This is a genomic window from Pseudomonadota bacterium, from assembly GCA_039028155.1.
Taxonomy (GTDB): Bacteria; Pseudomonadota; Alphaproteobacteria; order SP197; family SP197; genus JANQGO01.
This window is the reverse complement of record JBCCIS010000007.1, coordinates 69,573-95,265: the sequence shown is the minus strand read 5'-3', so window position 1 is coordinate 95,265 and position 25,693 is coordinate 69,573. Positions and strand designations below refer to the sequence as shown.

At 63.4% G+C, this 25,693-nt stretch carries 23 protein-coding genes; 12 read left to right on the top strand and 11 right to left on the bottom strand.

All coding sequences use genetic code 11. From position 1 onward, the window contains the following. Positions 1–50 precede the first annotated feature (50 nt). A complete protein-coding gene (locus AAF563_05815) occupies positions 51–608 on the top strand; it encodes a thermonuclease family protein (GenBank protein MEM7120773.1) in 558 nt (185 codons plus the stop codon). A 10-nt stretch (positions 609–618) separates the two neighbouring features. On the opposite strand, the gene pcaF is transcribed toward AAF563_05815, so the two are convergent. Next, positions 619–1,824, bottom strand: a complete 1,206-nt coding sequence (pcaF, locus tag AAF563_05810; GenBank protein ID MEM7120772.1) for a 3-oxoadipyl-CoA thiolase — start codon at positions 1,822–1,824, stop codon at positions 619–621. Positions 1,825–1,863: 39 nt separating this feature from the next. Here pcaF and AAF563_05805 point away from each other — a divergent pair, with 39 nt between their 5' ends. After that, the gene (locus tag AAF563_05805; GenBank protein MEM7120771.1) at positions 1,864–2,658 is read left to right on the top strand and encodes a glucose 1-dehydrogenase; all 795 of its coding nucleotides are present in this window, start codon (positions 1,864–1,866) and stop codon (positions 2,656–2,658) included. A gap of 86 nt (positions 2,659–2,744) precedes the next feature. After that, a complete protein-coding gene (locus AAF563_05800; protein MEM7120770.1) occupies positions 2,745–3,212 on the top strand; it encodes a DUF1203 domain-containing protein in 468 nt (155 codons plus the stop codon). Positions 3,213–3,226: 14 nt separating this feature from the next. On the opposite strand, the gene AAF563_05795 is transcribed toward AAF563_05800, so the two are convergent. The 4 genes from AAF563_05795 to AAF563_05780 form a co-directional block, all read right to left on the bottom strand. Continuing rightward, on the bottom strand, positions 3,227–3,985 hold the full coding sequence (locus AAF563_05795; protein MEM7120769.1) for an SDR family oxidoreductase: 759 nt from the start codon (positions 3,983–3,985) through the stop codon (positions 3,227–3,229). Further along, positions 3,982–5,358 (bottom strand): leucyl aminopeptidase family protein, encoded by a 1,377-nt coding sequence (locus tag AAF563_05790; protein MEM7120768.1) that lies wholly within the window; start codon positions 5,356–5,358, stop codon positions 3,982–3,984. Before AAF563_05790 ends, AAF563_05795 begins: the two co-directional genes overlap by 4 nt. A gap of 6 nt (positions 5,359–5,364) precedes the next feature. Beyond that, a complete protein-coding gene (locus AAF563_05785; GenBank protein ID MEM7120767.1) occupies positions 5,365–6,738 on the bottom strand; it encodes a leucyl aminopeptidase family protein in 1,374 nt (457 codons plus the stop codon). Positions 6,739–6,815: 77 nt separating this feature from the next. Next, positions 6,816–7,289: an Lrp/AsnC family transcriptional regulator gene (locus tag AAF563_05780; GenBank protein MEM7120766.1), complete on the bottom strand. Its 474-nt coding sequence runs from the start codon at positions 7,287–7,289 to the stop codon at positions 6,816–6,818. A gap of 140 nt (positions 7,290–7,429) precedes the next feature. Between AAF563_05780 and AAF563_05775 the strand changes: the two genes are divergently transcribed. Further along, positions 7,430–9,808, top strand: a complete 2,379-nt coding sequence (locus tag AAF563_05775) for a 1-deoxy-D-xylulose-5-phosphate synthase N-terminal domain-containing protein (protein MEM7120765.1) — start codon at positions 7,430–7,432, stop codon at positions 9,806–9,808. A 97-nt stretch (positions 9,809–9,905) separates the two neighbouring features. Continuing rightward, positions 9,906–11,330 (top strand): amidase, encoded by a 1,425-nt coding sequence (locus tag AAF563_05770; GenBank protein ID MEM7120764.1) that lies wholly within the window; start codon positions 9,906–9,908, stop codon positions 11,328–11,330. Positions 11,331–11,400: 70 nt separating this feature from the next. On the opposite strand, the gene AAF563_05765 is transcribed toward AAF563_05770, so the two are convergent. The 3 genes from AAF563_05765 to AAF563_05755 are packed head-to-tail and all read right to left on the bottom strand — an operon-like array spanning position 11,401 to position 13,690. After that, entirely contained in the window at positions 11,401–12,153 is a 753-nt protein-coding gene (locus AAF563_05765; GenBank protein MEM7120763.1) for a tetratricopeptide repeat protein, read from the bottom strand. Between the two features lie 14 nt (positions 12,154–12,167). Beyond that, positions 12,168–12,569, bottom strand: coding sequence for a nuclear transport factor 2 family protein (locus AAF563_05760; GenBank protein MEM7120762.1), 402 nt, complete (start codon positions 12,567–12,569; stop codon positions 12,168–12,170). Then, positions 12,566–13,690 carry a M14-type cytosolic carboxypeptidase gene (locus AAF563_05755; protein ID MEM7120761.1) on the bottom strand — a complete coding sequence of 375 codons (1,125 nt, stop codon included), beginning with the start codon at positions 13,688–13,690 and terminating at the stop codon, positions 12,566–12,568. Before AAF563_05755 ends, AAF563_05760 begins: the two co-directional genes overlap by 4 nt. A 154-nt stretch (positions 13,691–13,844) precedes the next feature. Between AAF563_05755 and AAF563_05750 the strand changes: the two genes are divergently transcribed. From AAF563_05750 to AAF563_05720, 7 genes are all read left to right on the top strand, one after another. Continuing rightward, the gene (locus tag AAF563_05750; GenBank protein MEM7120760.1) at positions 13,845–15,071 is read left to right on the top strand and encodes an amino acid ABC transporter substrate-binding protein; all 1,227 of its coding nucleotides are present in this window, start codon (positions 13,845–13,847) and stop codon (positions 15,069–15,071) included. 92 nt (positions 15,072–15,163) lie between these two features. Then, positions 15,164–16,066 carry a branched-chain amino acid ABC transporter permease gene (locus AAF563_05745; GenBank protein ID MEM7120759.1) on the top strand — a complete coding sequence of 301 codons (903 nt, stop codon included), beginning with the start codon at positions 15,164–15,166 and terminating at the stop codon, positions 16,064–16,066. Continuing rightward, positions 16,063–17,028: a branched-chain amino acid ABC transporter permease gene (locus AAF563_05740; protein ID MEM7120758.1), complete on the top strand. Its 966-nt coding sequence runs from the start codon at positions 16,063–16,065 to the stop codon at positions 17,026–17,028. Before AAF563_05745 ends, AAF563_05740 begins: the two co-directional genes overlap by 4 nt. Continuing rightward, positions 17,025–17,768, top strand: a complete 744-nt coding sequence (locus AAF563_05735) for an ABC transporter ATP-binding protein (protein ID MEM7120757.1) — start codon at positions 17,025–17,027, stop codon at positions 17,766–17,768. Before AAF563_05740 ends, AAF563_05735 begins: the two co-directional genes overlap by 4 nt. Then, on the top strand, positions 17,765–18,622 hold the full coding sequence (locus tag AAF563_05730) for an ABC transporter ATP-binding protein (GenBank protein MEM7120756.1): 858 nt from the start codon (positions 17,765–17,767) through the stop codon (positions 18,620–18,622). Before AAF563_05735 ends, AAF563_05730 begins: the two co-directional genes overlap by 4 nt. Before the next feature lie 103 nt (positions 18,623–18,725). Beyond that, positions 18,726–21,098, top strand: a complete 2,373-nt coding sequence (locus AAF563_05725) for an aminotransferase class III-fold pyridoxal phosphate-dependent enzyme (protein MEM7120755.1) — start codon at positions 18,726–18,728, stop codon at positions 21,096–21,098. Positions 21,099–21,127: 29 nt separating this feature from the next. Beyond that, entirely contained in the window at positions 21,128–21,517 is a 390-nt protein-coding gene (locus tag AAF563_05720; protein ID MEM7120754.1) for a VOC family protein, read from the top strand. A 21-nt stretch (positions 21,518–21,538) separates the two neighbouring features. Here AAF563_05720 and dusA read toward each other — a convergent pair whose 3' ends face one another. The 3 genes from dusA to AAF563_05705 form a co-directional block, all read right to left on the bottom strand. Beyond that, the gene (gene dusA / locus AAF563_05715; protein MEM7120753.1) at positions 21,539–22,564 is read right to left on the bottom strand and encodes a tRNA dihydrouridine(20/20a) synthase DusA; all 1,026 of its coding nucleotides are present in this window, start codon (positions 22,562–22,564) and stop codon (positions 21,539–21,541) included. A 268-nt stretch (positions 22,565–22,832) separates the two neighbouring features. After that, complete coding sequence (locus AAF563_05710; GenBank protein ID MEM7120752.1) at positions 22,833–24,218, bottom strand: hypothetical protein; 1,386 nt, start codon at positions 24,216–24,218, stop codon at positions 22,833–22,835. Between the two features lie 234 nt (positions 24,219–24,452). Then, entirely contained in the window at positions 24,453–25,619 is a 1,167-nt protein-coding gene (locus AAF563_05705; GenBank protein ID MEM7120751.1) for an NnrS family protein, read from the bottom strand. Positions 25,620–25,693: the final 74 nt, after the last annotated feature.

The window sequence follows — 25,693 nt, the reverse complement described above, 5'->3', positions numbered from 1 at the left end:
CGGTTTCGCGCCATTGTTGAGACAATAACGACATGAACAAGAGGAGGCGCATGATGCGCGCATTGGCGTTTGCCGCCGTTCTTGCACCGTCACTTGCCTTTGCCGGCCTCTCCGGCCCGGCCACCGTGGTCGACGGTGATACCCTGGGCCTCAACGGCGAGGAGATCTCGCTTTACGGCATCGACGCGTTGGAGATCACCCAGTCCTGCTCGGTCGACGACGAAGCCTGGTTCTGCGGCTGGGACGCCGCCGACCGGCTGGAAGAAATCATCGGGGGACGCGACGTCAGTTGCGAGCCGATGGGAACCGGCACCGAGGGCGAATCGCTCTATCGCTGCATGGCCGGCGAGGACGACTTGGCCGGCTTGATGCTGGACGAAGGTCTGGCCATTACCGCCGCCGATACCGATGACGATTACGTCGTTCGCGAAACCGCGGCGTCGGAAGCGGGCACCGGCATCTGGGCCGGCACGTTCGTCGAGCCACAGGTCTATCGCGACGGCGGCGGCTGCGGTTGCTCGGCACGCAAGAAGGCCATGCAGGAAACCGCGGCCTACATGAAAGAGCAGCGCGAGACCGAGGCCGAGGAAACCGAAGCCTCCAATTGACGCTTTAGCGTCAGACCTGTTCGAGCAGCGCGGCGATACCCTGGCCGACGCCGATGCACATGGTGACGGCAGCGTAACGTTCGTTGCGCCGACGCATTTCATAGGTCGCCGTCGCGGCAAGACGGATACCGCTTGCGCCCAGCGGATGGCCGTAGGCGATCGCCCCGCCATTGGGATTGACGTGTTCGGCATCGTCAGCGAGCCCGAGATCTCGTGTCACCGCCAGAACCTGAGCGGCGAACGCTTCGTTCAGCTCGATGACGCCGACATCGCCGAGCGCCACGCCGTGGCGATCCAGCAGTTTGCGCATTGCCGGTGCCGGGCCGATGCCCATGATGCGCGGCGCCACGCCGGCGGTCGCCGCGCCGGCAATGCGGGCCAGCGGTTCCAGTCCGTGTGCCGCCAGCGCGTTTTCCGACGCGATCAGCATCGCGCCCGCGCCATCGTTGACGCCCGATGCGTTACCGGCCGTCACCGTGCCGCCATCGCGAAACGGCGCCGGTAGACGTGCGAGCTTATCGAGGTCTGTATCGCCGCGCGGGTGCTCGTCGGTATTGACGACGATCGCGTCGCGCTTGCGCTGGGGCACCTCAACCGGGACCAGTTCGTCATCCAGCAGGCCACCGGCCATGGCCTTGGCCGCGCGTTGTTGGCTGCGCCAGGCATAGGCGTCCTGATCCTGGCGGCTGATCTGCCGCTCCTCGGCCAGGTTCTCCGCCGTCTCGGGCATGGCATCGACGCCGAACTGCTTTTTCATCAGCGGATTGACGAAACGCCAGCCGATTGTCGTGTCGTAGATCTCGGCCTTGCGCGAGAACGCCTGGTCGGCCTTGGGCATGACGAACGGCGCGCGCGACATGCTCTCAACCCCGCCGGCGATGACAAGATCCGCCTCGCCGGTACGAACCAAACGGGCGGCCTGCGCCATCGCTTCGAGGCCGGACCCGCACAAGCGGTTAACCGTGACGCCTGAGACCGTCTCCGGGAGACCGGCAAGCAGCGATGCCATGCGCGCGACATTGCGGTTGTCTTCGCCGGCCTGGTTGACGTTGCCGTAGATAACGTCGTCGACCGCCGACCAGTCGACCTTGGGATGACGCGCCATCAATGCCTTGAGCGGTACGACGGCCAGATCGTCGGCACGTACTGACGACAACGCGCCACCGAAGCGCCCGAACGGTGTGCGCACGGCATCACAGATAAACGCCTCTGGCATCGGCACCCTCACCACTATGAGATGACGTAGTCAGCCGTTATGGGATATGCCTCGCCAGAGCACAAGCCGGAGGATGAGAGTTTGCAAGACAAGACGGTGTTCGTGACGGGTGGCGCGCAAGGTATCGGCAGAGCCATCACCGTGGGCTGCCTGGCGCAAGGCGCGCGGGTTGCCGTGCTGGATATTGACGACGAAGCGCTTCGGGCACTCGGCGAGGAAACCGATGCCGGCGACCGTCTGCTGGGCATGACCGGCGCCAACCACGACGAGGCGCGCGTCGCCGAGACGATCGACCAGACGATGAAACACTTCGGACGTCTCGACGGCCTCGTCAACAACGCCGCGATCAGCCGCAACCGACCGGTCACCGAGCTCAGCCTGGCCGATTGGCAGGATGTCATCGCGACCAACCTGACCGGCGCCTTCATCTGCGCCAAACATGCCGCGCCTCACCTGCGCTTGGCGAAAGGCGCCATGGTCAACCTCGCCTCGACTCGCGCGTTCATGTCGGAGGCCGACACCGAAGCCTATTCCGCATCGAAGGGCGGCGTCTTTGGCCTGACCCATGCGCTCGCAGCGAGCCTGGCGCCGGACGTGCGCGTCAATTGCATCAGCCCCGGCTGGATCGCGACACAAGCCTGGCAAAAACCGACCAAGCGTAGCGAGCCCGACCTGGCGCGCGAGGACCACGACCAGCATTGGAGCGGCCGGGTCGGCGAACCCCAGGACATTGCCGGCATGGCGCTTTACCTGTTGTCGGATGCCGCCGGTTTCATCACCGGCTCCAATATCACGATCGACGGCGGCATGACTCGGAAGATGATCTACGTTTAGGTCGTCTCCGTTGAGCGCAAGAACCGGGTGGCGACCAATCGGATTCAACGTTAGCTCAAACACCTCAAACAGTATCCGGAGGTGTTATGACCATTCGATTTGAAGCCTTGCCCACCGAAGCCGTCAGACTTCTGCAAAACGGCGGAACGGACGCCTATGGCCATGCACCCGACCGCCGCCTGTCCGACGGTGTCGGCGTTCCCTGTCGCCATTGCCTGCGGAACATTGAAGCGGGTGACCGGTATCTCGTCATGGCTTACCGCCCTTTCGAATCGCTTCAGCCCTACGCTGAGACCGGGCCGATCTTTCTGCATGCCGAACCCTGCGCACGCGCCCAACCCAGCGATGCGCCGCCACCAATCCTGTCCAGCCCCAACTACATCGTGCGGGGTTACGATGCGGATGAGGAGATCATGTATGGCACGGGTACGGTCGTACCGACCGACGGCATCGCCGCGCGGGCGGAAGAGCTGCTAACCAACGACGAGGTCGCTTTCGTCCATGTGCGGTCGGCAAGCAATAACTGTTTCCAGTGCCGCATCGATCGCGGATGACAGCAATCCTGGTGCTATCTGATGTGCGACGCGCCGTTGATGTCGACGGTCGTGCCGGTCGCGTGCGACGCCAGTCCGCTGGCCAGGAACGCAATGGTGTTGCCGACATCCTCCGCCGGTGCGATGGCACCCAGCGGCACGTCCTTGATCATGTCGTCCATGCCGTCCTGCTCGATGATGTCGTCGACCATGTCGGTCGCGACAAAACCCGGCGCCACCGTATAGGCGAGCACGTCCCAGTGGGCGCACTTGCGCGCGATCGATCGGGTGAGCGCGACAAGACCGCCTTTGGACGCCGCGTAGTTCATGCGGTCATAGTCATCGCCACGGAACGCCGCCCGGCTCGCGACGTTGACGATGGTGCCGCCACCGCGCGTTCGAAAATGGCTGACGGCGTGACGGCATAGCTGGGCTGCCGCCGTCAGGTTGACCCGCAATGTGCGGTCCCACGACGCCAGGAAGGCATCGAGGTCGCCGTCCGGATCGGCGGGTTCGTAGATGCCGGCATTGTTGACCAGCACATCGATGTGACCCTGCCAGGCGAGCGCTTCGGACCAGATCGCCTCCGTCGCCGCCGGGTCCGCCAAATCGCCCTGGACGAGATGGGTCGACCCGTTCCCAAACTCTGCCGCCAGCGCGGCAGCGGCTTCGCGATTGCGGACGTAATGAATGACGACGCGGGCGCCGGCGCCCGCCCTCGCACGCACGGTGGCGGCACCAATGCCCCGCGCGCCGCCGGTCACCAGGACGACCTTGCCGTCAAACGCAATCATGACGAACCTCCATAGCGGCGACACAAGAATTCGAACACGGCCCGTGCGCCCTGGACGTCGGCGCCCTTTGGCCTGCCCGGGCGATCGCTCAGGTTCCAGCAGAGCGTGTCGATATGAAGCCACGGCACCTCGGTGCCGACAAACGTCTCAAGAAACAGCGCTGCTTGAATGTGATCGGCGAAGGGCCACCCCGCGATCGTGTTGGTATCGGCAATGCTACTTGCCATCTTCTCGCGGTAGTCGCCCCAGATCGGGATCGGCCACATGCCGTCGCCGATCTCGTGCGACAGATCGATGATACCGTCCGAGATCGTCTCGTCGTTGGCAAAGAGCGCCGGCAGGTCGGGACCAAGGGCGACACGCGCCGCCCCCGTCAGCGTCGCCATGTCGATCACCAGGTCCGGTGTCTCTTCGGACGCGGCAGCCAACGCGTCGGCCAGGATGACGCGGCCTTCAGCATCGGTATCGCCGATCTCGATGGCCGTGCCCTTGCGCGTCCTGATGACATCCATCGGACGATAGGCGTTGCCATCCACCGCGTTATCGACCGCGGGAATCAGAACGCGCAGATGCACATCGAGCCCCTCGCCCATCACCATGCGCGCTACCGCCAGGACCGCGGCGGCCCCACCCATATCCTTCTTCATGCGCAGCATGCCCGCGGCGGTCTTCAAGTTCAGACCGCCGGTGTCGATACACACACCCTTGCCGACCAGCGTCACCGCCGGCGCGCCGGCCCTGCCCCACGTCACGTCGATGAGCCGTGGCGGCCGGCTGCTGGCCCGCCCGACCGCATGGATCGCCGGGTAGTTGGCATCCAGCAGCGCGTCACCCTCGATAACACGGAAAGTCGCATTGAAGACCGCCGCCATGTCGGCGGCAGCAGCGGCCACGTCGCCGGGGCCCATGTCTTCGGCCGGCGTGTTGATGAGATCACGCGCCATCCAGACCGCTTCGGCGATCCGTTCGGCGCGGTCGATCGCATCAGCCTCCGGCAGCACCAGGCGCGCGGCGTCACGTGGCGCTTGGCGATAGCGTGCAAAACGATAAGCACCGAGCGCCCAGCCCAGATAGAACGATGCGCCTTGCGACGGCGCCGGCGCAAGGCGGTAGTCACCCGGCGGCAACGCGTGCGCGAGACTACCGGTGGTCCAGACATTCGGTGTCTCACCCAGACCAGCCACGACCCCTTCCAGCCCGCCCTGTATGCCGGGCAGCCCGCACCACGCACCGGCCTTGGCGTCAAAACCCATATCCTTGACCCAGGTCGACAAACGCGCCGGTTGCGCGTCCAACCAACTGGTCAGGTCGCCTGTGCCAACCAGATGGATCGGCAGCGCGTCGGGCGTATCGGCGGCGAAACAAGACAGCATGATGGACTATCGCCCGTAGCGTTCTTCCAACATGGCGAACAAGCCGCGCACGGCCATCGGCTCACCGCCTGCCGGACGGCCGGGCCGGCCGCTGAGGTTCCATCCCATGATGTCGAAGTGCGCCCACGGGATCCCGTCATCGACAAAGTGCTGCAGGAACAGCGCCGCGGTGATAGCGCCCGCGCCTGGGCCTGAGCCCGCGTTGTTGATGTCGGCGACGTCGCCTTTGATCATCTTCTGATAGGGCTGCCAGAGCGGCAAGCGCCAGGCGGGATCCATGTGGTCGGCGCCAGCTCTGCGGATGGTGTCGGCTAGGTCGTCGTCATTGCAGAAAAAAGCCGGCAGGTCGGGACCAAGTGCGACACGCGCGGCACCGGTGAGCGTCGCCATATCGATCAGCAGATCGGGCTTCTCGGTCGATGCTTCGGCCAGCGCGTCGCACATGATGACGCGACCTTCCGCGTCGGTGTTGCCGATTTCGATGGTGATGCCCTTGCGCGTCGTGATGACATCAAGCGGGCGGTAGGCGTTGCCCGCGACACTGTTCTCGACGGCCGGCACCAAGACCCGTAACCGCACCTTCAGGCCTAGCCGCATGATCATGCCGGCCAGAGCGAGCACACTGGCGCTGCCGCCCATATCCTTCTTCATGAGCTTCATGCCGCTAGCCGGCTTCAGGTCCAGGCCGCCTGAATCAAAACACACGCCCTTGCCGACCAGGGTCAGCTTGGGTGCAGCTTTGTCGCCCCAACGAATGTCGATGAGGCGCGGGGGCCGATGGCTTGCCCGGCCGACTGTGTGGATCGACGGGTAGTTGTGGGTCAGCAACTCGTCGCCGACCGTAATCTCGCACGTCGCGCCGCAGCGATCGGCGAGCCCCTCCGCCGCCTCGGCAAGTTCCTCCGGCCCCATGTCTTCCGCCGGTGTGTTGATGAGGTCGCGACCCAAACAGAGGCTCTCGGCCATGGCGGTCACCCGTTCTTCGCTGGCTTCACCGGGGATCGTCAGTCTCGCACACGGCTCGGCGTCGCGGTAGCGCGTGAAACGGTAGCTGCCCAGCGCCCAACCGAGCGCCAGATCGTTCGCCTCGCTGGAGCCGAGCGCACCGTCGACGTCGTAGACCAGGTTCGCCGGCAGCGCGCCCGGCAGGCTCCCGAGAGAAAAGACATTGCTGCCGCCGCCCACGCCGACCAGCACCTGTTCGACATCACCGCTGGCCGACGGGATCAAGAGATGGGTGTGTTCCTTGGCTTCAAACTTGTTGGCGCGGACCCACGCGGCATCGCGCGCGGAGGCAGCCTCCAGCCACTCCCCCAACCGCTCCGGCGTCAGGAGAATGAGTGGGACAACCTCGTCCCCGGCTGCGGCAAAGCAGTCCATCAAGAACCTCGTCGATCATTAGAGGCCGGAGACTAGAGCATGTTTGACCGCCATTACATCAATCATGCGGCTTTGATCTAGACAGGAACGTCCATGTGATCGAGCGGCAGCGCGGTCGAGTACTTCACCTGCTTCAACGCGAAACTGGATCTAATGTTAGAGACACCCGGCGCCTTCGAGAGATGATCCAGCACGAAGCTGCGATAGGCGTTGAGATCGGGTACGACGATGCGCAGCAGATAATCGTGATCGCCGGTCATCAGATAACACTCGACGACCTCAGGCCTGGCGCGCACGGCTTCCTCGAAAGCCTCGAGCAGAGCCTCAATCTGACGTTCCAGCGAGACCTGGGCAAACACGCTGACGCCGATGCCGACCTCGGACGGCTCCAGAAGCGCGACGTATTGGCGGATGACGCCCGCTTTCTCCAGTTCGCGCACCCGCCGCAGGCAGGGCGACGGCGACAAGCCGACCTGGCTGGCCAGCTCCACGTTTGTCGCACGGCCATCGTGCTGCAGGTTCTCCAGAATTCTGCGATCGAACCGGTCCATGGCGAATCCTTGCTCTATTCTACGCTCATACGGCATCTTATTGCGCAGTTTGTGGATTGAACAGGTTTCTTCGCACTGACGTGCCGGATTGCCGCCTCTAGGATGGCGTCCACGCTATCGCAAACCCGACGAGGCACGCCATGAGCGTCACGCCCATTCGCGCTGGTATTGTCCCACCCTCGACCGCGCTTGATGCCGATGAACTGGCATGCCTTAGCGCTCTTGAGCGGAAAATCCTGTGGCTGGCGAGTTGGATGATCCACAACGCCAACCACCTGCGCCCCAAGCGCGATGGCCTGAAGGTCGGCGGTCACCAGGCGTCCTGCGCCTCGATGGTCCAGATCATGACCGCGCTCTATTTCCACGTCCTGAAGCCGGAGGACCGCGTCGCGGTCAAGCCCCATGCGAGCCCGGTGTTCCACGCGATCCAGTATCTGCTGGGTCACCAGGAACGCGAGCCCTTGGAAAAGTTCCGCGCGCTCGGTGGCGTGCAGGCCTATCCCTCGCGCACCAAGGACAACGACGACGTCGACTTCTCGACCGGCTCGGTCGGGCTGGGTGTCGCTATGACCTCGTTCTCGGCGCTGGTCCAGGACTACCTGGCGATGAAGGAGATGCTGCCCAAGGGTGTCGAACCGGGCCGCATGATCGCGCTCGTTGGCGATGCGGAACTCGACGAAGGCAATATCTACGAGGCGCTGCTGGAAAGCTGGAAACACCAGATCCGCAACGTCTGGTGGATCATCGACTATAACCGCCAGAGCCTGGACAGCGTCGTCTCCGACGAGCTCTTTGGCCGCATCGAAGGGTTCTTCGAGGCCGTCGGCTGGGAAATCACGATCCTGAAGTACGGCAAGAAGCAGGAAGCGGCCTTCGCCCAGCCCGGCGGCGAGGCGTTGAGGGACTGGATCGCCGACTGCCCAAACGATCTCTATTCAGCGCTCTGCTTCAAGGGCGGCGCGGCCTGGCGCGAGCACCTGAACGACGTCTTCAAGCCGAAGACGGCGACCGCCAAGCTGATTGCCCAGTACGACGATGAAGGGCTGCATGCCCTGATGACGAACCTGGCCGGCCACGACCTGGAGACGCTGATCGAGGCCTTCGACGCGGTCGACGACGACAGGCCGCGCTGTTTTCTGGCCTACACCATCAAGGGCAACGGCCTGCCGCTGGCCGGCCACAAGGACAATCACGCGGGCCTTATGAGTCCGGAGCAGATGGAGAGCTTCCGGACCCAGATGGCTGTGCCGGAAGGCGAGGAATGGGACCGTTTCGCCGGCTTGGACATCGATGGCAATGAGCTCCAGGCGTTTCTGGACGAGGTCGCGTTCGCCAAGGCCTTTCCGCGCCGTCACGACGCGCCGACGATTGCGATCCCCGAGGAACTCGTGGTCGGCGGCGGCAGCTCCAGCATGTCGACCCAGGAGGCGTTCGGCCGGATACTCAACGAGATCGCCCGCGACGAGGACGAATTGGCGCGCCACATCGTGACGACCTCGCCTGATGTCACGGTCTCGACCAACCTGGGGCCCTGGGTCAACCGGCGCCATCTGTTCGACCGGCGCGACCGGGACGACGTATTCCGTAAGGAAAACGTCATGTCGGCCCAGACCTGGACGAAATCCCAGAAAGGTCAGCATATCGAGTTGGGCATCGCCGAGAACAACCTGTTCATTCTGCTGGCCTCGCTGGGTCTGTCGCACAGTCTGTTCGGCACCCGCCTCCTGCCGGTCGGTACGCTCTACGACCCCTTCATCGCCCGTGGTCTCGATGCGTTGAACTATGCGTGTTACCAGGACGCACGCTTCATGCTGGTGGCCACACCGTCGGGCATCAGCCTATCGCCGGAGGGCGGCGCGCATCAGTCGGTCATGACGCCCCTGATTGGCATCGGGCAGCCTGGCCTCTCTTCCTTTGAGCCGGCGTTTGCCGACGAACTGGCCGTTATGATGCGCTGGGGATTCGTCCACATGCAGGAGGCGGACGGCGGCTCGGTTTACCTGCGGCTGTCAACCCGTCCGATCGAACAGATAGCGCGGGAGATGACCGGTCGGCTGGCGGCCGACATCCTGGCCGGCGGCTATTGGCTGGTCGAACCGGCCCCGGATACGGAAATCGCCGTCGTGTGCTCTGGCGCGGTGACACCCGAAGCACTCGCCGCGGTCGAGGCGCTGCGCGAAGACATCCCCGGTGTCGGCCTCTTGGCCGTGACCTCGGCGGATCGCCTGATGGCCGAATGGCACGGTGCGCGGCGCCAGCGGCGCGCCGGCCACAATCCCGGCGTCAGCCATGTCGAGACCCTGCTTTCGCGCCTGCCCGCCCATGCCGGCCTGATCACGGTCCTGGATGGCCATCCCGCGACGCTGTCGTGGATGGCCGGCGTCGGCCGCCACAAGACCCAGTCCCTTGGCGTCGAGACCTTCGGTCAGTCGGCGGATATCATCGACCTCTACCGGGTCGCCGGCATCGACACCGATGCCATCGTGGACGCCGCCGCCAGACTCTGCCTGACCGCCTGATACCCCGGAATACCGGGCGAGTTATCCCCGCCCGGCCCTGGCGCCCGCCGCCTCATGGTGTAACGTTTCCGTCTCATTCGACAGCGGGGGGAGCACCATGGCGCGCAGTGACTTGTGTTACATGTCGGCGACGGAGGCGATCAGTCTGTTCAAGCGCCGATGGCTGTCACCGGTCGAGCTGATGGAAGCGGTCATCAAGCAGACCGACAAGGTCAATCACAAGGTCAATTCCTTGACCGAAACACACTTCGAGCAGGCGCTTGAGAAGGCCAAGGAAGCCGAAACGAAGTACCGCAAGCGCGAGAAGGTCGGCCCCCTTGAAGGCATTCCGCTTGCCGTCAAGGACGAGGCGGAGATCGAGGGCTACATCTCCAGCAGCGGCAGCCTGCCGCTGAAAGACAACGTCGCGGAGACCACCTCTTATTGTGTCGAACGCAGCTTCGATGCGGGCGCCATCATGCATGTGCGCACAACCACGCCGGAGTTCTCCTGCGCCGGTATCTGCCACACCAAACTATGGGGCGTCACCGGCAACCCGTGGAACACGGCCTATACGCCGGGCGGCTCGTCGGGCGGAACCGGCGCGACGCTGGCCGCCGGCATGGCGACGATCGGAACCGGATCCGACATCGCCGGTTCGATCCGTATTCCCGCGTCGGCATCCGGCGTGGTCGGCTTCAAGCCGCCCTATGGCCGCAACCCGCAGGGCCGCATTTTCAACCTGGACTTTTACTGTCACGAAGGACCGATGGCGCGTTCCGTCGCCGATTGCGCGCTGCTGCAGAACGCCATGTCCGGACCGCACCCCCGCGACATCGCGACGGTCAGGCCGAAACTGAACCTGCCGACCGAGTACAAGTCGGTGAAGGGCATGAAAATCGCGTGGTCGATGGACCTCGGCTATTGCGAGGTCGACAAGGAGGTTCAGAAGAACACCAAGGAGGCGCTGAAGAAACTCTCCGATGCCGGCGCCATCGTCGAGGAAGTCGATATCGGCTGGACGTCCGACACCCTGACCGCGGCGATGAACTATCTGGGTCACTTGTTCGGCAACACCATTGCACCGATTGCGCGGCGCCACCGCAACGAGATGACGAACTATGCCCGGCAGTTCGCCGATTTCGGCAAGATGACGGACGGCGCCGACTACGTCGACTCCCTGGAAGTCGCGAGCGAGATGTATGAGACCTTCGGCCCGTTGATGGAGAACTACGACGTTTTTATCTGCCCGACGCTGGCGGCACCGTCGGTTCCCGCCGAGATGGACTCAACGCGCGATAAGGTGTTGATCAACGGCAAGGAGGTCGACCCCATGTTGGGCTGGGTCATGACCTATCCGTTCAACATCTTGAGCCGTTGCCCGGTCCTGAGCGTGCCCAGCGGACGCGCCAAGAACAATGTCCCGACCGGCGTCCAGATCGTCGGCCGTACCTATGACGATCGCAGCGTGTTCCGCGTCGGCCACGCGATCGAAGCCGCCGATCCCTGGTACACGTCGGCGAAACACAGGCCGAAACTCTGATCCCTCTCATGCGAAGAGCCCCGGCGCCTGACGGCACCGGGGCTCTTTTTCGTTGAGACGGCTGCGGCCGTTACTGCGTGGACGCCGCCAGATCCTGACCGGTCGAGCCAGTGGTCCGATGCGCGGTCAAAAGCGCCTGCGCCTCGGCCATTTCCTCAGGCGTCATGTACTCGGCCAGATGATCGCGGGCCTTGTTGCTGATCGCCAAGGTCTGCGAGGCCAGGTCGTAGTACATATAGGCCAGCGCGAAGTCCTGCGGCGCGCCATAGCCTGAGCCGTACATGAAGCCGGCATGGTACTGGGCTTCCGCATCGCCTTGCTCGGCAGCCAGCAGGAAGTACTCAAGAGCCCGCACGTGGTCACGCGAGATGACATCGCCTTCGCGGTAGAGCAACCCAACCTCGTACTGGGCCTGGGCATACCCCTGATCGGCCGCCATCACCATGAGTGAGACGGCACGGTCGATGTTCTGATCGATGCCGTGGCCTTCCAGATAAGCCTCGCCCAGCTCGAGCTGCGCCGGCGCGAAGTCGCGGTCGACCGCGTCGGCAAAGTAGGCGTTGGCTGTCGTCAGGTCGCGGTCAACGCCGACGCCGTTCTGGTAGAGCATGCCGATGTTGAACTGCGCAGCGGGATAACCTCTATCGGCCAGCGGCTGCCAGATGGCCAGCGCACCGTCGAAATCGCCCTGCTGATAGGCCGTCAGGCCCCGCTTGTATTCGGCATAATTGTCGTCGCCCGCCATGGCGGCCTGCCCGCCCAGCGTGGTGACGACGAAAAAAGCAATCGCCAAGGTGGGAACGAACTTCAGCAATTCTCGCAAAGGACCAACCTCCTTCAATGCACGTGTTGCGTTTCGTCCGGTTGCACTTCTTGCAGCGCCCTAGTGGGACCGGCCTGATGATGAATCATGCGCCAGACTTCGTCTTCCAACGAGAAGATGTTCGTGGCGACAAGCATGCCGTCACCGACTGTCTCGTAACAAATCACATATGCGCGTTTACCCTCCAAAAATACCCGCGCCCCGAGACACCTGACGGCGGGTGGACTGGCCAGGATCGCCTCCCAACTGTTCATGACGGCGACCCGGTCGACCAATGCCTGCCAGCCCGGGTGTATACACGAAACGTCGACTCTTGGCGACCATAGCGTCTCCATGGCCGCCACATCACCCGCCGCAAAGGCCCTGTAGAAGTCCAGATTGGCGGCCAGGACAGCGTCTTCGGCCGACGTCGTCATGTCGGCCTTAAGTCGTTGATAATGCTAGACAACGCGTCCAAACACGAACGCCCGAGCGCAGCGCAGCGCGCCGGCGACCAGCCGTGGTTCGGATCTGGGGTGATGGCGCTGTCCTTGAAGGGCTGTTCCAGGGTCATCGACAAGCAATCAAACCGATGGGCGACGTATTTTGACGCGATTGTCAGGTTGGCGCCATCGGCGGAAGGTCTGGGATAGCCGTGTTCGGTCTGAAAGTCCGGATTGGCCACCTTTAGTGCCTCGCAGAAGCGCTCGTTGAGAGCCAGCACGTGATCGGCCAACCCCGGGACGCCATAGGGCCCGACAACGAAGTTATAGGGCAGCGCCTCGTCGGCGTGGACATCCAGCATGAAGTCGACACCGGTCTCGATCATGCGTTCGCGCACGACGAAGACCTCCGGGCTGGTCTCCATCGAAGGCTCCTGCCACTCGCGGTTCAGGTTGGCGCCGGCAGCGTTGGTTCGCAGATTGCCGCGGAAACTGCCGTCCGGGTTCATGTTCGGCACGACGTGGAAGGTGGCCTCGCGCCGCAGCCCGGCCGCGATGCTATCACCGGGGTCGCATAACCGGTCCAGGAAACCCTCCATCCACCAGGACGCCTGGGTTTCGCCCGGATGTTGGCGGCCGATGATCCAGCACGGGCGCGGCCCCTCGCCGATCTCCAGATAATCGATCGGGCGCCCGTCGCAGGTCAGGCCCAGACTGGCCCGCCGCACGCCGTCGTGCGCCTGTACGTCAGCCAGGAAGTCGGCCTGGCGGGCCAGGCCATAGGGCGCGAAATAGGCGAACTCCACGACATCTACCGGCGCTGTGTGCTCGATCACCAGGGCTCCGTCCTGGTAGCGGGTATCGACCCGGATCCAGTTCCGGCGGTCGTGGCTGGCGACCGCGCGATAGTCCTCCCAGCCCTTGGCATAGCTCGCCTCGCCCGCGTTGGCGATGGTCAAGGTCAGCGGAACACCCTTGTTGGCGCCGACACGGAAATAGAACCACTGGCGAAACGGCGCGGCGGTATCGTCGCGTATGGCAAGCGTGGCGGCGCGATCGCTGGTCAGCTCGACGACCTCGATGTTGCCGCCGTCAAAACAACTGGTGATCCACATGAATAAAGACGTCCCGTCCCCGTTCGCGCGCACAGTAGGGGTGTGAGCCGGCCGAAAGCAACCGACTTGACGTGGACAGGCCACGCGACCTCGGCCAACATGAAGCCAACCCGCCGGGGGAGCGCACAGGCGGGACACACAAGGAGGACTTCAGATGACGTATTCATGGAGGAAACTCGCCTGCGCGAGCGCGGTCACGGCCGTCGCGTGGGCCGGAACGGCATGGGCCGAGGACACGATTACGCTGGGCTCGGCCATATCGCTGACCGGCAAGTACTCGACCAACGGCGAACATACCCAGCGCGGCTACGACCTTGCCGTCGACATGATCAACCAGAACGGCGGCGTCCAGGTCGGTGACACCACCTACATGCTGGAGATCATCTACTACGACGATGAATCGACGCCGGCCCGCGGCGCGCAACTGGCCGAACGGCTGATCAACCAGGACGGCGTTGAATTCATGCTTGGACCCTACAGTTCCGGTCTGACCAAGGCGATTGCGCCGGTGACCGAGCAGTACGGCATTCCCATGGTCGAGGCGAACGGCGCATCGATCTCGCTGTTCAAGGAAGGCTACCGCTACCTCTTCGCAGTGCTCTCGACCACCGAGCAGTACCTGGCAAGCGCCGTCGACCTGGCGGCACAGCTGGCCGAAGAGGAAGGCCGGACCGAACCGCTGCGGCTTGCCGCGGTCTTCGAAAACGACCCGTTCAGCCAAGACATCCGCGCCGGCGTGCTGGCCGACGCCGAAAGGCTGGGCATCGAGGTCATCATCGACGACAAGCTGCCGCCGGAACTAAACGACATGGCGCCGACACTTGCCGCGGTCAAACAGCTGAACCCGGACATCCTGGTCGTCTCCGGCCACGCCAAGGGCGCGGCGCTGGCGATCAAGCAGATCGAGGAGATGCGGGTCGACGTGCCGATGCTGGCGATCACCCATTGTGATTCCGCCGACATCATCGGCATCTATGGCGACGCGGCGGAGTACACGCTTTGCGCCAGTCAGTGGGCGCCGACGCTGACCTATTCCGACGACCTGTTCGGTTCGGCCGGCGACTTCGCCACGCTGTTCGAGGAAACCTATGGCTACGCACCGCCCTATCAGGCGGCGGAATCGGCGGCCGCCGTTCAGGTATTCGCCGACGCATTCGAGCGTGCCGGCAGCCTGGACAAGGACGCCGTTCGCGATGCCTTGTCGGAGACCGAGATGGAGACCTTTTACGGCAACATCAAGTTCGATGAGACCGGCAAGAACATCGCCAAGCCCATGGTGCTCTATCAGGTCCAGGACGGCGAGTATGTGGTCGTCGCCCCGACCGAGTGGGCCGCCTCGGAGGTTCGCCATCCGACGCCAGCCTGGTCGGACCGCCAGTAATCCACGCCAGACTGGGCATGCCGGACAGCCAATCAAGTGGTTGTCCGGCATGACCTGTTTGCCGCTGACATAGATCGGGATCTCGCTGCGGTATGTTGGACAACATCCAGCTTCTCTTCGACGCGCCTTTACTGACGACTCAGTTGCTGTTGGATGGCGTTCTGATCGGCGCCATCTTCGCGCTCGCCGCCTATGGCATGGCGCTGGTTTGGGGCGTCACCAACATCATCAACATCGTCCAGGGCGAGTTCGTCATGCTGGGCGGCTACGTGACCTACCAGTTGTATGTCTGGGGGGCGCACCCGTTCCTCGGCATTCCGGTTGCCGCCGCTGTGTTGTTCGTGGTCGGCTACCTCGCCTACCGCACGGTGATCTTTCGCGTCGCCAATCAGGATCTCTTCATCTCCCTGCTCGCGACCTTTGGCCTGTCCATCCTGTTCCAGCAATTGATGAACCAGATCTGGAGCGGCAACGTCCAGAGCGTCGATTCAGGGCTCGACACCTGGTACCTCTTTGACTTCACGGTGACCGTCGCCCAGGTAAAGGTGCTGGCGTTCGCCGTCTCCGCCGTGATCGCCGTGCTGCTGGTGATCTTCCTCAAGCGTTCGCGCCTAGGCCAGGCGATCCGCGCGACCGCCCAGAATCCCCAAGCCGCCCGTGTGCTGGGGATCGACACCGACCGGGTCTATGCCATGACCTATGCGATCAACGCGGCGCTGTGCGGCGCCGCCGGATCGCTGGTAGTGATGGCCTACACCATCCACCCCTATGCCGGCCTACCGTTCACCGTGCGCTCGTTCATGATCGTCGTGACCGCCGGTCTCGGAAACCTGCCCGGCGTCATTGCCGCAGGGTTGGGCTTGGGCGCGGCGGAGAACATCGCCAGTTTCGTCTTGGGCGCCGAACACCGGATCGCCTTTGTCTTCGGTCTGCTTGTCGTCATCCTGGTCGCGCGCAACGCCTGGCTCGGCCGGCACCGGAAGTACCTGAAATGACGGTCTCGCGGAATGCCTGGCTGATGGGCGCGATAGCGATTTTCGCCGCGCTCGCCCCGCTCGTCTTCCCGGATTACCGCACCCAGATCGCCATGCTGTGGGTCATGATCATCTTCGCCCAGACCTGGGACGTCATGGGCGGCCAGATGGGCTACAACAGCTTCGGTAACATCGTTTTCTTCGGCATCGGGATGTACACCAGCGCGGTCGTCCAACGCGACTGGGGGCTCGAGTACTTCATCGGTCTTGGAGTTGGCATGGCGCTTGGCAGTGTCATCGCCGTTGCCGCCGCCGCCATCATGGGGCTGCTTATCTTACGGATGCGCGGCCACTATTTCGCGATCGCGACGCTTGGCCTCGGCATCGCCGCTGGCGAGATCGCCAGCGGATGGGATTTTATCGGTGCCGGCTCCGGCATGGTCACGCCGCTCTATCCCGGCCACATTGACGGGCGGAACCTGTTCTTCGATTACCTGTTCTTCGCCATCGCCGCCATCACCTTCCTGTGCCTCAAGTGGCTCTACGGCACCCGCTTCGGCCTGACGATCAACGCCATCCGCGACAACGAGGATAAGGCGGAGGCGATGGGCTTGCGGACCGGCACATTCAAGGCGTTTGCCTGGTGCGTCAGCGCCGTGTTTTTGGGCCTGTGCGGCGGCGCGCTCGGCAACCTGCTCGGTTTCGTCGACCCGCGCGACGTCGCTTTCGCCGGACCGACCTTTGGCGTCTGGATGGTGCTGATGGCGATTCTGGGCGGCAAAGGCACGCTGTGGGGGCCGGTCCTGGGCGCCGTCGTCTTTCATGTTACCCAGGAGATCTTCTGGACCCACTTGTTGGGCTGGCAACGGGTCGCCCTTGGCCTCTTGATCGTCATTATCGTCGTCTTCTTCCCGCTCGGCATTCTGGGTTGGGCGCGCGAGCGTTGGCCGCACCGGTTCGGCCATCGGGTCGAGGCGTCATGAACGACCAGCTTGTCGTCGAGAACACGTCGAAGAACTTCGGCGGCGTGGTCGCCAACCAGGACATCTCCTTCAGCGTGCCCGAAGGCTCGATCGTCGGCCTGATCGGACCGAACGGGTCGGGCAAGACAACCCTGTTCAACTCGATCGTCGGCTACCATCCGATCGATGCTGGTTCAATCCGTTTCGAGGGCCAGGAGATCACCAAGCTTCGCGTGCCCCAGATCGCGCGTCTGGGCCTGATCCGCACGTTCCAACAGACTCGTGTCTTCACCAAGATGACGTGCATGCAGAACATGGCGATCAGCGACCGCGAGGGTGAAAGCGGCATCCTGCACCTGATGGCCAAGGTAAAGCCCGAGGTCGACGACCGGGCCGAGGCTCTGCTCGAGTTCTGCGGTCTCTATTCCAAACGCCATCTGATGGCGGGCGACCTCTCGTTCGGCCAGCAGAAGCTGCTGGAGTTCGCCATGGCACTGATGATCGAACCGAAGATGTTGCTGCTCGACGAGCCGACCGCCGGCATCAACCCGACGCTGATCAATGGCCTGATCGACCGGCTGAAGCACGCCAACCAGGATCTCGGCATCACCCTGCTGGTCATCGAGCACAACATGCGCGTCATTATGAATCTCGCCGGACACATCCACTGTCTGGCGCACGGCAAACTCTTGGCATCCGGACCGCCGGAGACGATCCGCGACGACCAGCGGGTGATTGATGCCTACCTGGGCGCCTCATGACCGGCGAGAAGCGCACGAGCGGCTATGGCCTCGGCGAAGTCGACACCGTCATGTCGGTTGATGCCGTTGAGGAAGCCGCGCGCGACATGGCCAGCGCCGGCCCAAGCCGTGGTGACCTCAGCGCCCTGGTAGACGGCGAAATCGCCATCGACATCAAGGACCTGAACGCCGGCTACGGCCGAATGGAGATCCTGCACCACGTCAACCTGATCGCCGGCAAGGGCCAGTCGCTGTGCCTGATCGGCCCAAACGGCGCCGGCAAGTCGACCATGCTGCACGCGATTTTCGGCTTCGCGGATGTCATGGGCGGCACGATCACGGTCGACGGAGCTGACATCACCCGCCTTAGCTCCAATGACAAGCTGAAGCGCGCCGGCGTTGCTTACATCCTGCAACACAACTCGGTCTTCCCCGACATGACCGTCGAAGAGAACCTGTTGATGGGCGGCTACCTGAAGGACAAGCCGGCGGAGGCGCGTCAGGCGGCGCAGCGCATCTTCGACAAATACGACCGGCTCGCCGAACGGCGTCATCAGCGCGCGGGTGTGCTGTCCGGTGGCGAGCGCCGGCTTTTGGAAATCTCGCGCTCGCTTATCATGGAGCCGGAGGTCCTTTTGGTCGACGAGCCGAGCATCGGCCTGGAGCCCCGCTACATCGACATGGTGTTCGAGATCCTGGCCGACCTTCAGCAGGTCGACGGCAAGACGATCTTGATGGTCGAACAGAATGCCAAGAAGGGGCTGGAGTTTGCCGACATCGGTTACGTTCTGGTATCCGGCCAGCTCGCCAAGGCCGGACGGGGTGCCGACCTGCTCGCCGACGAGGATGTCGGACGCCTGTTCCTGGGTGGTTAAAAAATCTGACAGATAACCCTTCGCAGGTCTTGGATAGGTCACAGGAGCCGAGTAGCCTGTCGCGCGCCGCGCCCCCCTCTGGCTCCAAGGATAGTCCGACAGCATGACCCAGACTCCGGCGACCAATGACATCAAGTTCATGGATCGCAACCCACCCGCTTTCAGCGAGGACGAGGCCAGAACCATGGCCCGCGACCTGTTCGGTTTGGAGGGCGCCTTTCGCTCCCTGGAAAGCGAGCGCGACCAGAACTTTCACATCACCGGCGACAAGGGCGACTATGTCCTCAAGATCGCCAATGCCGAGGAAGACCCCGGCGTCATCGATTTCCAGACCCAGGCGCTGCTGCACATCGAAGATCGTGACCCAGAGCTTGTCGTGCCGCGCGTCGTGAAGTCCCTTGACGGCAATGTGACAGAAACGGTCGCCGATGCCGACGGTATGGATCATCTGGTCCGCGTCGTCACGTTCCTGCCCGGTACTTTGCTGGAAGACTCAACGCTGGATCAGCCGCTGCTGCACGAGGTCGGCGCGACCGTCGCGCGCCTTGACCGCGCCTTGACCGGTTTCATGCATGCACATGCGGAAAACCCGCACCCCTGGGACATCATGCGCGCCGGTGACATGCGGCCCCACACCAAACACATCGACGACGCGACGGCACGCCGCAACATCGAAACCATCCTGGACCATTTCATCGACGATGTCGGCCCACGCATGCGCCGCCTGCGCCACCAGGTCGTGCACAACGACGCCACCCACAACAACGTTGTCGTCGATGGCACAGGCGAGAGCCGAACCATAGGCGTCATCGACTTCGGCGACATGGTCTTCGCGCCGCTTCTGTGCGAACTCGCCATGGCGGTCGATACGCTGATGCCCTATGTCGACGACCCCATCGGCGCCATGTGCGATGTCGCGGCCGGCTTCGATACGGTGATCACGTTGGAAGAAGACGAGGTCGACCTGCTGTTCGACGCGATCATGACCCGGTTTGCCGTGACATCGGTCATCATCGCATGGCGCCGCGCGGTCACACCAGAGCAGCCGGATTACCTGCGCGAGTACGAGGAGCCGGGGCAACGGCTGATCGCGAAGCTGTTGGATATCGGTGTCGATGCCGCACGCGCGCGCCTGCGCCATCACCTGCGGTTCCCGCCTTATTGTCCGCCCGAAGAAGACCCGACGCTCGACGACAACTTGGATGCGCTGCTTGCGCGCCGCTACGACGTGTTGGGCAAGCACCTGACGATCTTCTACGAACGCCCGGTCCATATGGTCAAAGGTCAGGGCCCGTGGCTGTTTGACGCCCGTGGCAAACGCTATGTCGATGCCTACAACAACGTGCCGATTGTTGGTCATGCCCATCCGCATGTCGTGCGCGCCCTGACGCGCCAGGCAAGGACGCTGAACACGCACACCCGCTATATCTACGAAAGCGTCATCGAGTATGCCGAGCGGCTCACCGCGACCCTGCCGGATCATCTGACCGCCTGCACCTTCGTCAACTCCGGCAGCGAGGCGAACGATATTGCCTGGCGCATGGCAACGATGGTCACCGGAAAGCGCGGCGCGATCATCATGTCCGACGCTTATCACGGCATCACCGAGGCGATTGCCCATCTGTCGCCGGAGGGCACAAAGGAAGAGCGCGCGCCGCACGTGCGCGAATTGATGGCGCCCGACACCTATCGCGGCCCCTACTTTGCTGGCGAAGAGAATCTCGCCAAGCGCTACGCGGCCGACGCCGATCGCGCGATCGCGGAACTGGACGAGGCCGGTTACGGCACCGCCTGCTTCATGGTCGACACATCGTTCGTCAACCATGGCGTCATCGACGTGCCCGAGGGCTACCCACGCCTGGTCGCGGAGAAGGTCAAGGCCGCCGGCGGTCTGATCATCGCCGACGAGGTCCAATTCGGCTTTGGCCGGCCGGGCACGCATATGTGGGGGCTGGACGTCCACGGGATCGAGGCGGACTTCGTGACCTTGGGCAAACCCATCGGCAACGGCATGGCGATTGGCGCCGTCATCACCAGACGCGACATCCTGAAGGCGTTCGGCGACGCGACCGGCCTGTTCAGCACGTTCGGCGGCAACCCGGTTGCTTGCGCGGCGGGTAATGCCGTGCTGGACGTGATCGAGCAGGAGGAGCTGATGGAAAGCGCCCGGGTGACCGGCGAGCACCTGCGCGCCGGCCTGCGCGATCTCATGCAGCGCCACACGCTGATTGGCGACGTTCGCGGTTACGGCCTGATGGCGGGGGTCGAGATCGTGGGGGATCGCCAGACAAAGGAACCGGCGCCCGACGACATGAAGCAAGTCTTGAACCGCATGAAGGACCTCGGCGTGTTGGCCGGTCGCGAAGGTATCTTGGGCAACGTCATCAAGATACGCCCGCCCCTGGCGTTCAAGCGAGAGCACGCCGACATCCTGGTCGACGCGATGGACCAGGCTCTATCCGAGATGGCGTCATAGCCATCCACCAGAAGATCTAGGAGGACACGATGCTCAGTCACATTACCCTTGGCACCAACGACCTGGACCGTGCGTTGGCGTTCTACGACAAAACGCTGGCGCCGCTCGGTATCAAGCGCACCGAGACGGTCGCCGAGCATGGTTTCGCCATGTACCAGAGCGAAGGCGATCCGTTCATGCTCGTCGTCTGCCGACCGTTTGATGACGAGACGGCAACCCATGGCAATGGCACCCATGTCGCTTTCCTGGCGCCGAACCACGCCGCGGTCGATGCATTTCACGCCGCCGCCCTGGCCGAAGGCGGCACCGATGAAGGCGCACCCGGCCCGCGCCCGCATTATCACGAACACTACTACGGCGCCTATGTCAGGGACCTCGACGGCAACAAGCTGCAGGCGTGTTGCCACACACCCGACTAGACAAGCGTCGGCGCGGTTGCGCTAGCGCTCCGACGCCACCGCGAGCACCGGCAGCGGTTGCTCGACGAAATCGAGGGCATCCAGCACCACCTCGACGCCAGCGCCCGGCTTGACCGCGTGGGTGCTGAGGTGACGGCGCCATGACCGCGCGCCCGGCTCGCCGTGATAGAGACCAAGAATGTGGCGGGTCATGCGGTGCAGCGGCGTGCCGCGGGCCAGTTCCGCGTCGATCAACGGCAGATAGGCTTCGACGATCTCGCGCCTGGACCGGAGTTCGGTGCGAGCACTGAAGAAACGTTGGTCCGCCTCGGCCAGAATGTAGGGCGTGTGGTAAGCAGCCCGGCCGATCATGACACCATCGACGTGATCCAGATGGGCCTCCGCCTCCTCGAGGCCGCCGATACCGCCGTTGATGTTAATCTCCAGATGCGGAAAGCGCGCCTTTGTCGCATAGACGACGTCATAGCGCAGCGGCGGGATTTCACGGTTCTGTTGCGGGCTTAGCCCTTGCAGCCACGCCTTGCGCGCATGAACCGTGAAGCTGGTACAGCCCTCGCCCGCGATCTGGTCGACAAAGGACGGCAGGGTCTCCTCGTCATCCATGTCGTCGATGCCGATCCGGCACTTGACCGTTACCGGAATCGCAACGGCCGCGATCATGGCGGCAATCGAGCGGGCGACAAGGTCGGGCTCGGCCATCAGGCAGGCACCGAACCGTCCGGCCTGTACCCGGTCGCTCGGACAGCCGACGTTCAGGTTTACCTCGTCATAGCCTAAGGCCTCGGCAATGCGCGCGGCCTCGGCGAGTTTCGTCGGCTCGCTGCCGCCGATCTGCAGCGCCACCGGATGTTCGATCGGCGCGAACCCCAAGAGCCTTTCGCGGTCGCCATGCAGCACCGCGTCGGCGACGACCATCTCCGAATAAAGCAATGTCCTCGACGTGATGCAGCGCAGGAAGCCGCGATCGTAGCGGTCCGTGCAATCCATCATCGGGGCGACCGAAAGGCGCCGGTGCAAACGTGGTGCGTGATCGCGAGGTACCGTCATGGCCATCCCATCGCACAGCACGTTTCCAACGCCAAGGCCCACGCGGTACGTACCGGCGGCATGAACGGCCCACCTGCTCCTCGCAATACCTTGTTTGAAATATGAAGAAACATAATTAACTTATTATTATATAATAGATTTATTGGCTCGAACGGTTGCGCGATCGGGTCGATTGGCGTGAGCATAGATAAGGTCAGCGCGGTCCCGAGGTTTGATCATGTCACCCCGTCGCGCGATGACATTACCGCGGCGGCCGCGTCAGTGATCCCTACTGCTGGATGAGTTCGACATTCCTGGCGTCGATGCCGTCGGAGAACGTGGCGTTGTGCGTGGTCAGGGTTCCCGTGCCCGATCCGGCTTGTTGCACCCGCAGCCCCATCTTGTCGCCATCGCCGTTGCCGCTTGTTGTGGTGTTGTCAGCGACAACGCTGATGTCGCCCTGGTCCTCTTGGCTGAACCTGGCACCGTATCCGCCGTTTTCCTCGGATTGCACGTCGTACAGCAAGACGCTGACGCTACCGGGTCCTTCTTCGTCGCCTCTGAATCCATCGTCGGTGTTGTTCTGGGCGGTTGTTCGCCACGCCCAGACATCAAGCCCGCCAGCATCTTGTTCGCCGACGTCGAAACCTTCGTCCAGATTGCCGCGAATTGTCGATGCGATCATCAGAACCCGCAGATCTCCGCTACCGGCCTCATCGATATCGATGCCGTCGTCCAGATCGATTTCGATCTCGTATTCCTTCACGAAGCCGGAATCATAAAGTTCGACATCGCGCTCGAAACACGCGTCATCCGGCGTCCCCGTGATGGCGCCGGGAATATCGGACGGAGAGACCTCTCCATCCTCGAACTCGCCTTCGTCGTCCTCCGGCAAGAAGGGTTCGAGGACATCGGGAGCGCAGTACCCACCGTTGTCGGCAAAGGTGTTGCTGATCACCGTAGCAATGACGTCGCCCGCCTGCCCCTCGTCCAGTTCAACACCGTCGGCGCCCACGCCCTCGAACGTCGAGTTTCGCGAAACAAAGCGTATGTCGCCGTCGCCTCGTTCGTCGACCCGTATGCCATCGGCATCAAATTTGCCATTGCCGACGTCCCAAATCGTCACATTGGAGAGATGCACGCTGACCGATGCCGGAGAACCGTTGCCTTCCCCGGTGGCGCCCGCGCCGCAGGCATCACCAAGGTCACAGTCGGAGACATGGATGCCATGATAGGCGGCGCCGGACAGCGAGACGTCCTCAAGTGTCAGGCTCAGCGTACCCGTCTGGTCGTCGCGGAGTTTGACAAAGATCCCTTTGCCGGGTTCCCCCGTCTCATCGCCCCGGTTCACGACGCTGAACTCGCCGGGCCCCCGGAAGTTCAGGCCGCTCACAGACAGATCGGCTCCGTTGCTCATTGAAAGCAGGGTCGTGTTGACTTCGGTGGTGACGCTCTGACCACTCCCGTAAATCGCCAGTGGTGCCGTGCCGTCGTAGGTCAACGTCGTCGTCACAATAATGTCGTCGTCGGTCGTGACAAAGATATGACCCGGCGCGCCTGGCTCGGCGGCCGCCTTCAATGCCGCGCGCAGCGAGCCCGCGCCATCATCGTTTCCGTTGCTGACCACAAACGGGACCGTCGAACCCAGTTCGCCGGCAATACCAAACGAGAGCACGAATGCCGACACCAGCGCGACGCGACCGCACCTGGACCTCACATCACAACGTGACCTCGACCGTACGCCGCCAAACAGTGTCATGAGATCGCCTCCATCAAGTCACCGTCAATCTGGCCATCGGATCATTAGAACTGCGGCGATCAACGACGATCGCTATCGTGAATACTCCACCGCCGCATCCTACTGGCTAGCCTCAAGATGTGGAACCGTGCTCCCAGGCTCACGACGTACTTACGAGCTTAGCGCCCTGTCATCTGTCATAAGCATCACCGCAAAACAGGCGACAAACAGGCCGTAAGCGCATGCCCACAAGAACGCGGCAACCGTGATTGCAGCGTCGTAGGGCATCGGCAGAATGGGTGCGAGGACGCGCACGAGCGCCGACAGGACGATTGCCCCGAACATCAATGTCATCGCCGGGCTCGCGACCAGGGCGCGGCCGGTATGACCAAGAATGGCGCGCGACATCACCGCCACGGTCATCGTGCCGATAGCACCGGCGCCGAGTGCGTGAAGCGACGCGCTTGCATCCAAGGGCCCCACCCTCAGCGCCGTCAGGCCCATGAGGATCAACGCCACGACGAGCCACAGATAGCCGACATGCAGAACAAGCAGCAGTGGCTCGGCAACGGTCAGCCAGCCCCTCCAACGGCCAAGGCGCACAAGATGGGCGGCGCCGGCCAGTACCAAGAGCGCGCCGGCAATCGAACTTTCAGGCGCGAACGACCACCCGGTGACGGCGGCGAGCAACAGTAGAAGACACAGTTTGTCGTAAAGGCCGAAGGGCACCGGCAGGCGCGGCGAATCGCGCTTGGCGAGCCAGTTCCGAGTAAAGCTGGGCGTCACCCGTCCGCCGACGAGGCCGATCAGCAGGGCGACTAAACCCATAGCAAGGCGCCAGCCGATGTCATGGGTCGCCGGCAGCCAGGACAGGATATTGGCGAACGCCAGCAAGCTGACCACCGCGCAGATCGGCGCGTTGCGCCAGTTGCGCCCGGCCACGATCTCGCGCCCGGCAAGCCCGGCGATCGCAACCAGGAACGCGCAGTCGACGATCGCCGTGGCCACCTCCAGCGGCCAGAACGCCACCATGGCGCGCCCGGCAAGCCAGAGCAGAAACAGCAGCCCCAAACCGCCGCCGCGCAGCGGCAAGCGGCCGGTCCAATTTGGTATCGCCGTGAACAGGAAACCGGCCAGGACCGCAGCCAGGTAGCCGAACACCATTTCGTGGCGATGCCAGGAAAAGGCGTCGAATCCCGCGAACCCTTCCGGCGACGCCGCAAAGATCCATGCCCAAAACGGAATGGCGAACAGCGCGAACAATGCCGCGCCCAAGAAGAAGGGGCGAAACGGATCAGCCAACAGACCAATCGGTGTGTTGTTCTGCTTGCGGCTCACGCCACACGACCTCCCAGCAGCGGACAGCCGTTGCTGATCTCGCACGCTAGCGCGGCACCTGCGCCGCACCCCTG

Bases quoted from the DNA above. Each gene is read 5' to 3' on its own strand.
- AAF563_05815 (MEM7120773.1), top strand. From the start codon at position 51: ATGATGCGCGCATTGGCGTTTGCCGCCGTTCTTGCACCGTCACTTGCC.
- pcaF (MEM7120772.1), bottom strand. From the start codon at position 1,824: ATGCCAGAGGCGTTTATCTGTGATGCCGTGCGCACACCGTTCGGGCGC.
- AAF563_05805 (MEM7120771.1), top strand. From the start codon at position 1,864: ATGGGATATGCCTCGCCAGAGCACAAGCCGGAGGATGAGAGTTTGCAA.
- AAF563_05800 (MEM7120770.1), top strand. From the start codon at position 2,745: ATGACCATTCGATTTGAAGCCTTGCCCACCGAAGCCGTCAGACTTCTG.
- AAF563_05795 (MEM7120769.1), bottom strand. From the start codon at position 3,985: ATGATTGCGTTTGACGGCAAGGTCGTCCTGGTGACCGGCGGCGCGCGG.
- AAF563_05790 (MEM7120768.1), bottom strand. From the start codon at position 5,358: ATGCTGTCTTGTTTCGCCGCCGATACGCCCGACGCGCTGCCGATCCAT.
- AAF563_05785 (MEM7120767.1), bottom strand. From the start codon at position 6,738: ATGGACTGCTTTGCCGCAGCCGGGGACGAGGTTGTCCCACTCATTCTC.
- AAF563_05780 (MEM7120766.1), bottom strand. From the start codon at position 7,289: ATGGACCGGTTCGATCGCAGAATTCTGGAGAACCTGCAGCACGATGGC.
- AAF563_05775 (MEM7120765.1), top strand. From the start codon at position 7,430: ATGAGCGTCACGCCCATTCGCGCTGGTATTGTCCCACCCTCGACCGCG.
- AAF563_05770 (MEM7120764.1), top strand. From the start codon at position 9,906: ATGGCGCGCAGTGACTTGTGTTACATGTCGGCGACGGAGGCGATCAGT.
- AAF563_05760 (MEM7120762.1), bottom strand. From the start codon at position 12,569: ATGACGACGTCGGCCGAAGACGCTGTCCTGGCCGCCAATCTGGACTTC.
- AAF563_05755 (MEM7120761.1), bottom strand. From the start codon at position 13,690: ATGTGGATCACCAGTTGTTTTGACGGCGGCAACATCGAGGTCGTCGAG.
- AAF563_05750 (MEM7120760.1), top strand. From the start codon at position 13,845: ATGACGTATTCATGGAGGAAACTCGCCTGCGCGAGCGCGGTCACGGCC.
- AAF563_05745 (MEM7120759.1), top strand. From the start codon at position 15,164: ATGTTGGACAACATCCAGCTTCTCTTCGACGCGCCTTTACTGACGACT.
- AAF563_05740 (MEM7120758.1), top strand. From the start codon at position 16,063: ATGACGGTCTCGCGGAATGCCTGGCTGATGGGCGCGATAGCGATTTTC.
- AAF563_05735 (MEM7120757.1), top strand. From the start codon at position 17,025: ATGAACGACCAGCTTGTCGTCGAGAACACGTCGAAGAACTTCGGCGGC.
- AAF563_05730 (MEM7120756.1), top strand. From the start codon at position 17,765: ATGACCGGCGAGAAGCGCACGAGCGGCTATGGCCTCGGCGAAGTCGAC.
- AAF563_05725 (MEM7120755.1), top strand. From the start codon at position 18,726: ATGACCCAGACTCCGGCGACCAATGACATCAAGTTCATGGATCGCAAC.
- AAF563_05720 (MEM7120754.1), top strand. From the start codon at position 21,128: ATGCTCAGTCACATTACCCTTGGCACCAACGACCTGGACCGTGCGTTG.
- dusA (MEM7120753.1), bottom strand. From the start codon at position 22,564: ATGACGGTACCTCGCGATCACGCACCACGTTTGCACCGGCGCCTTTCG.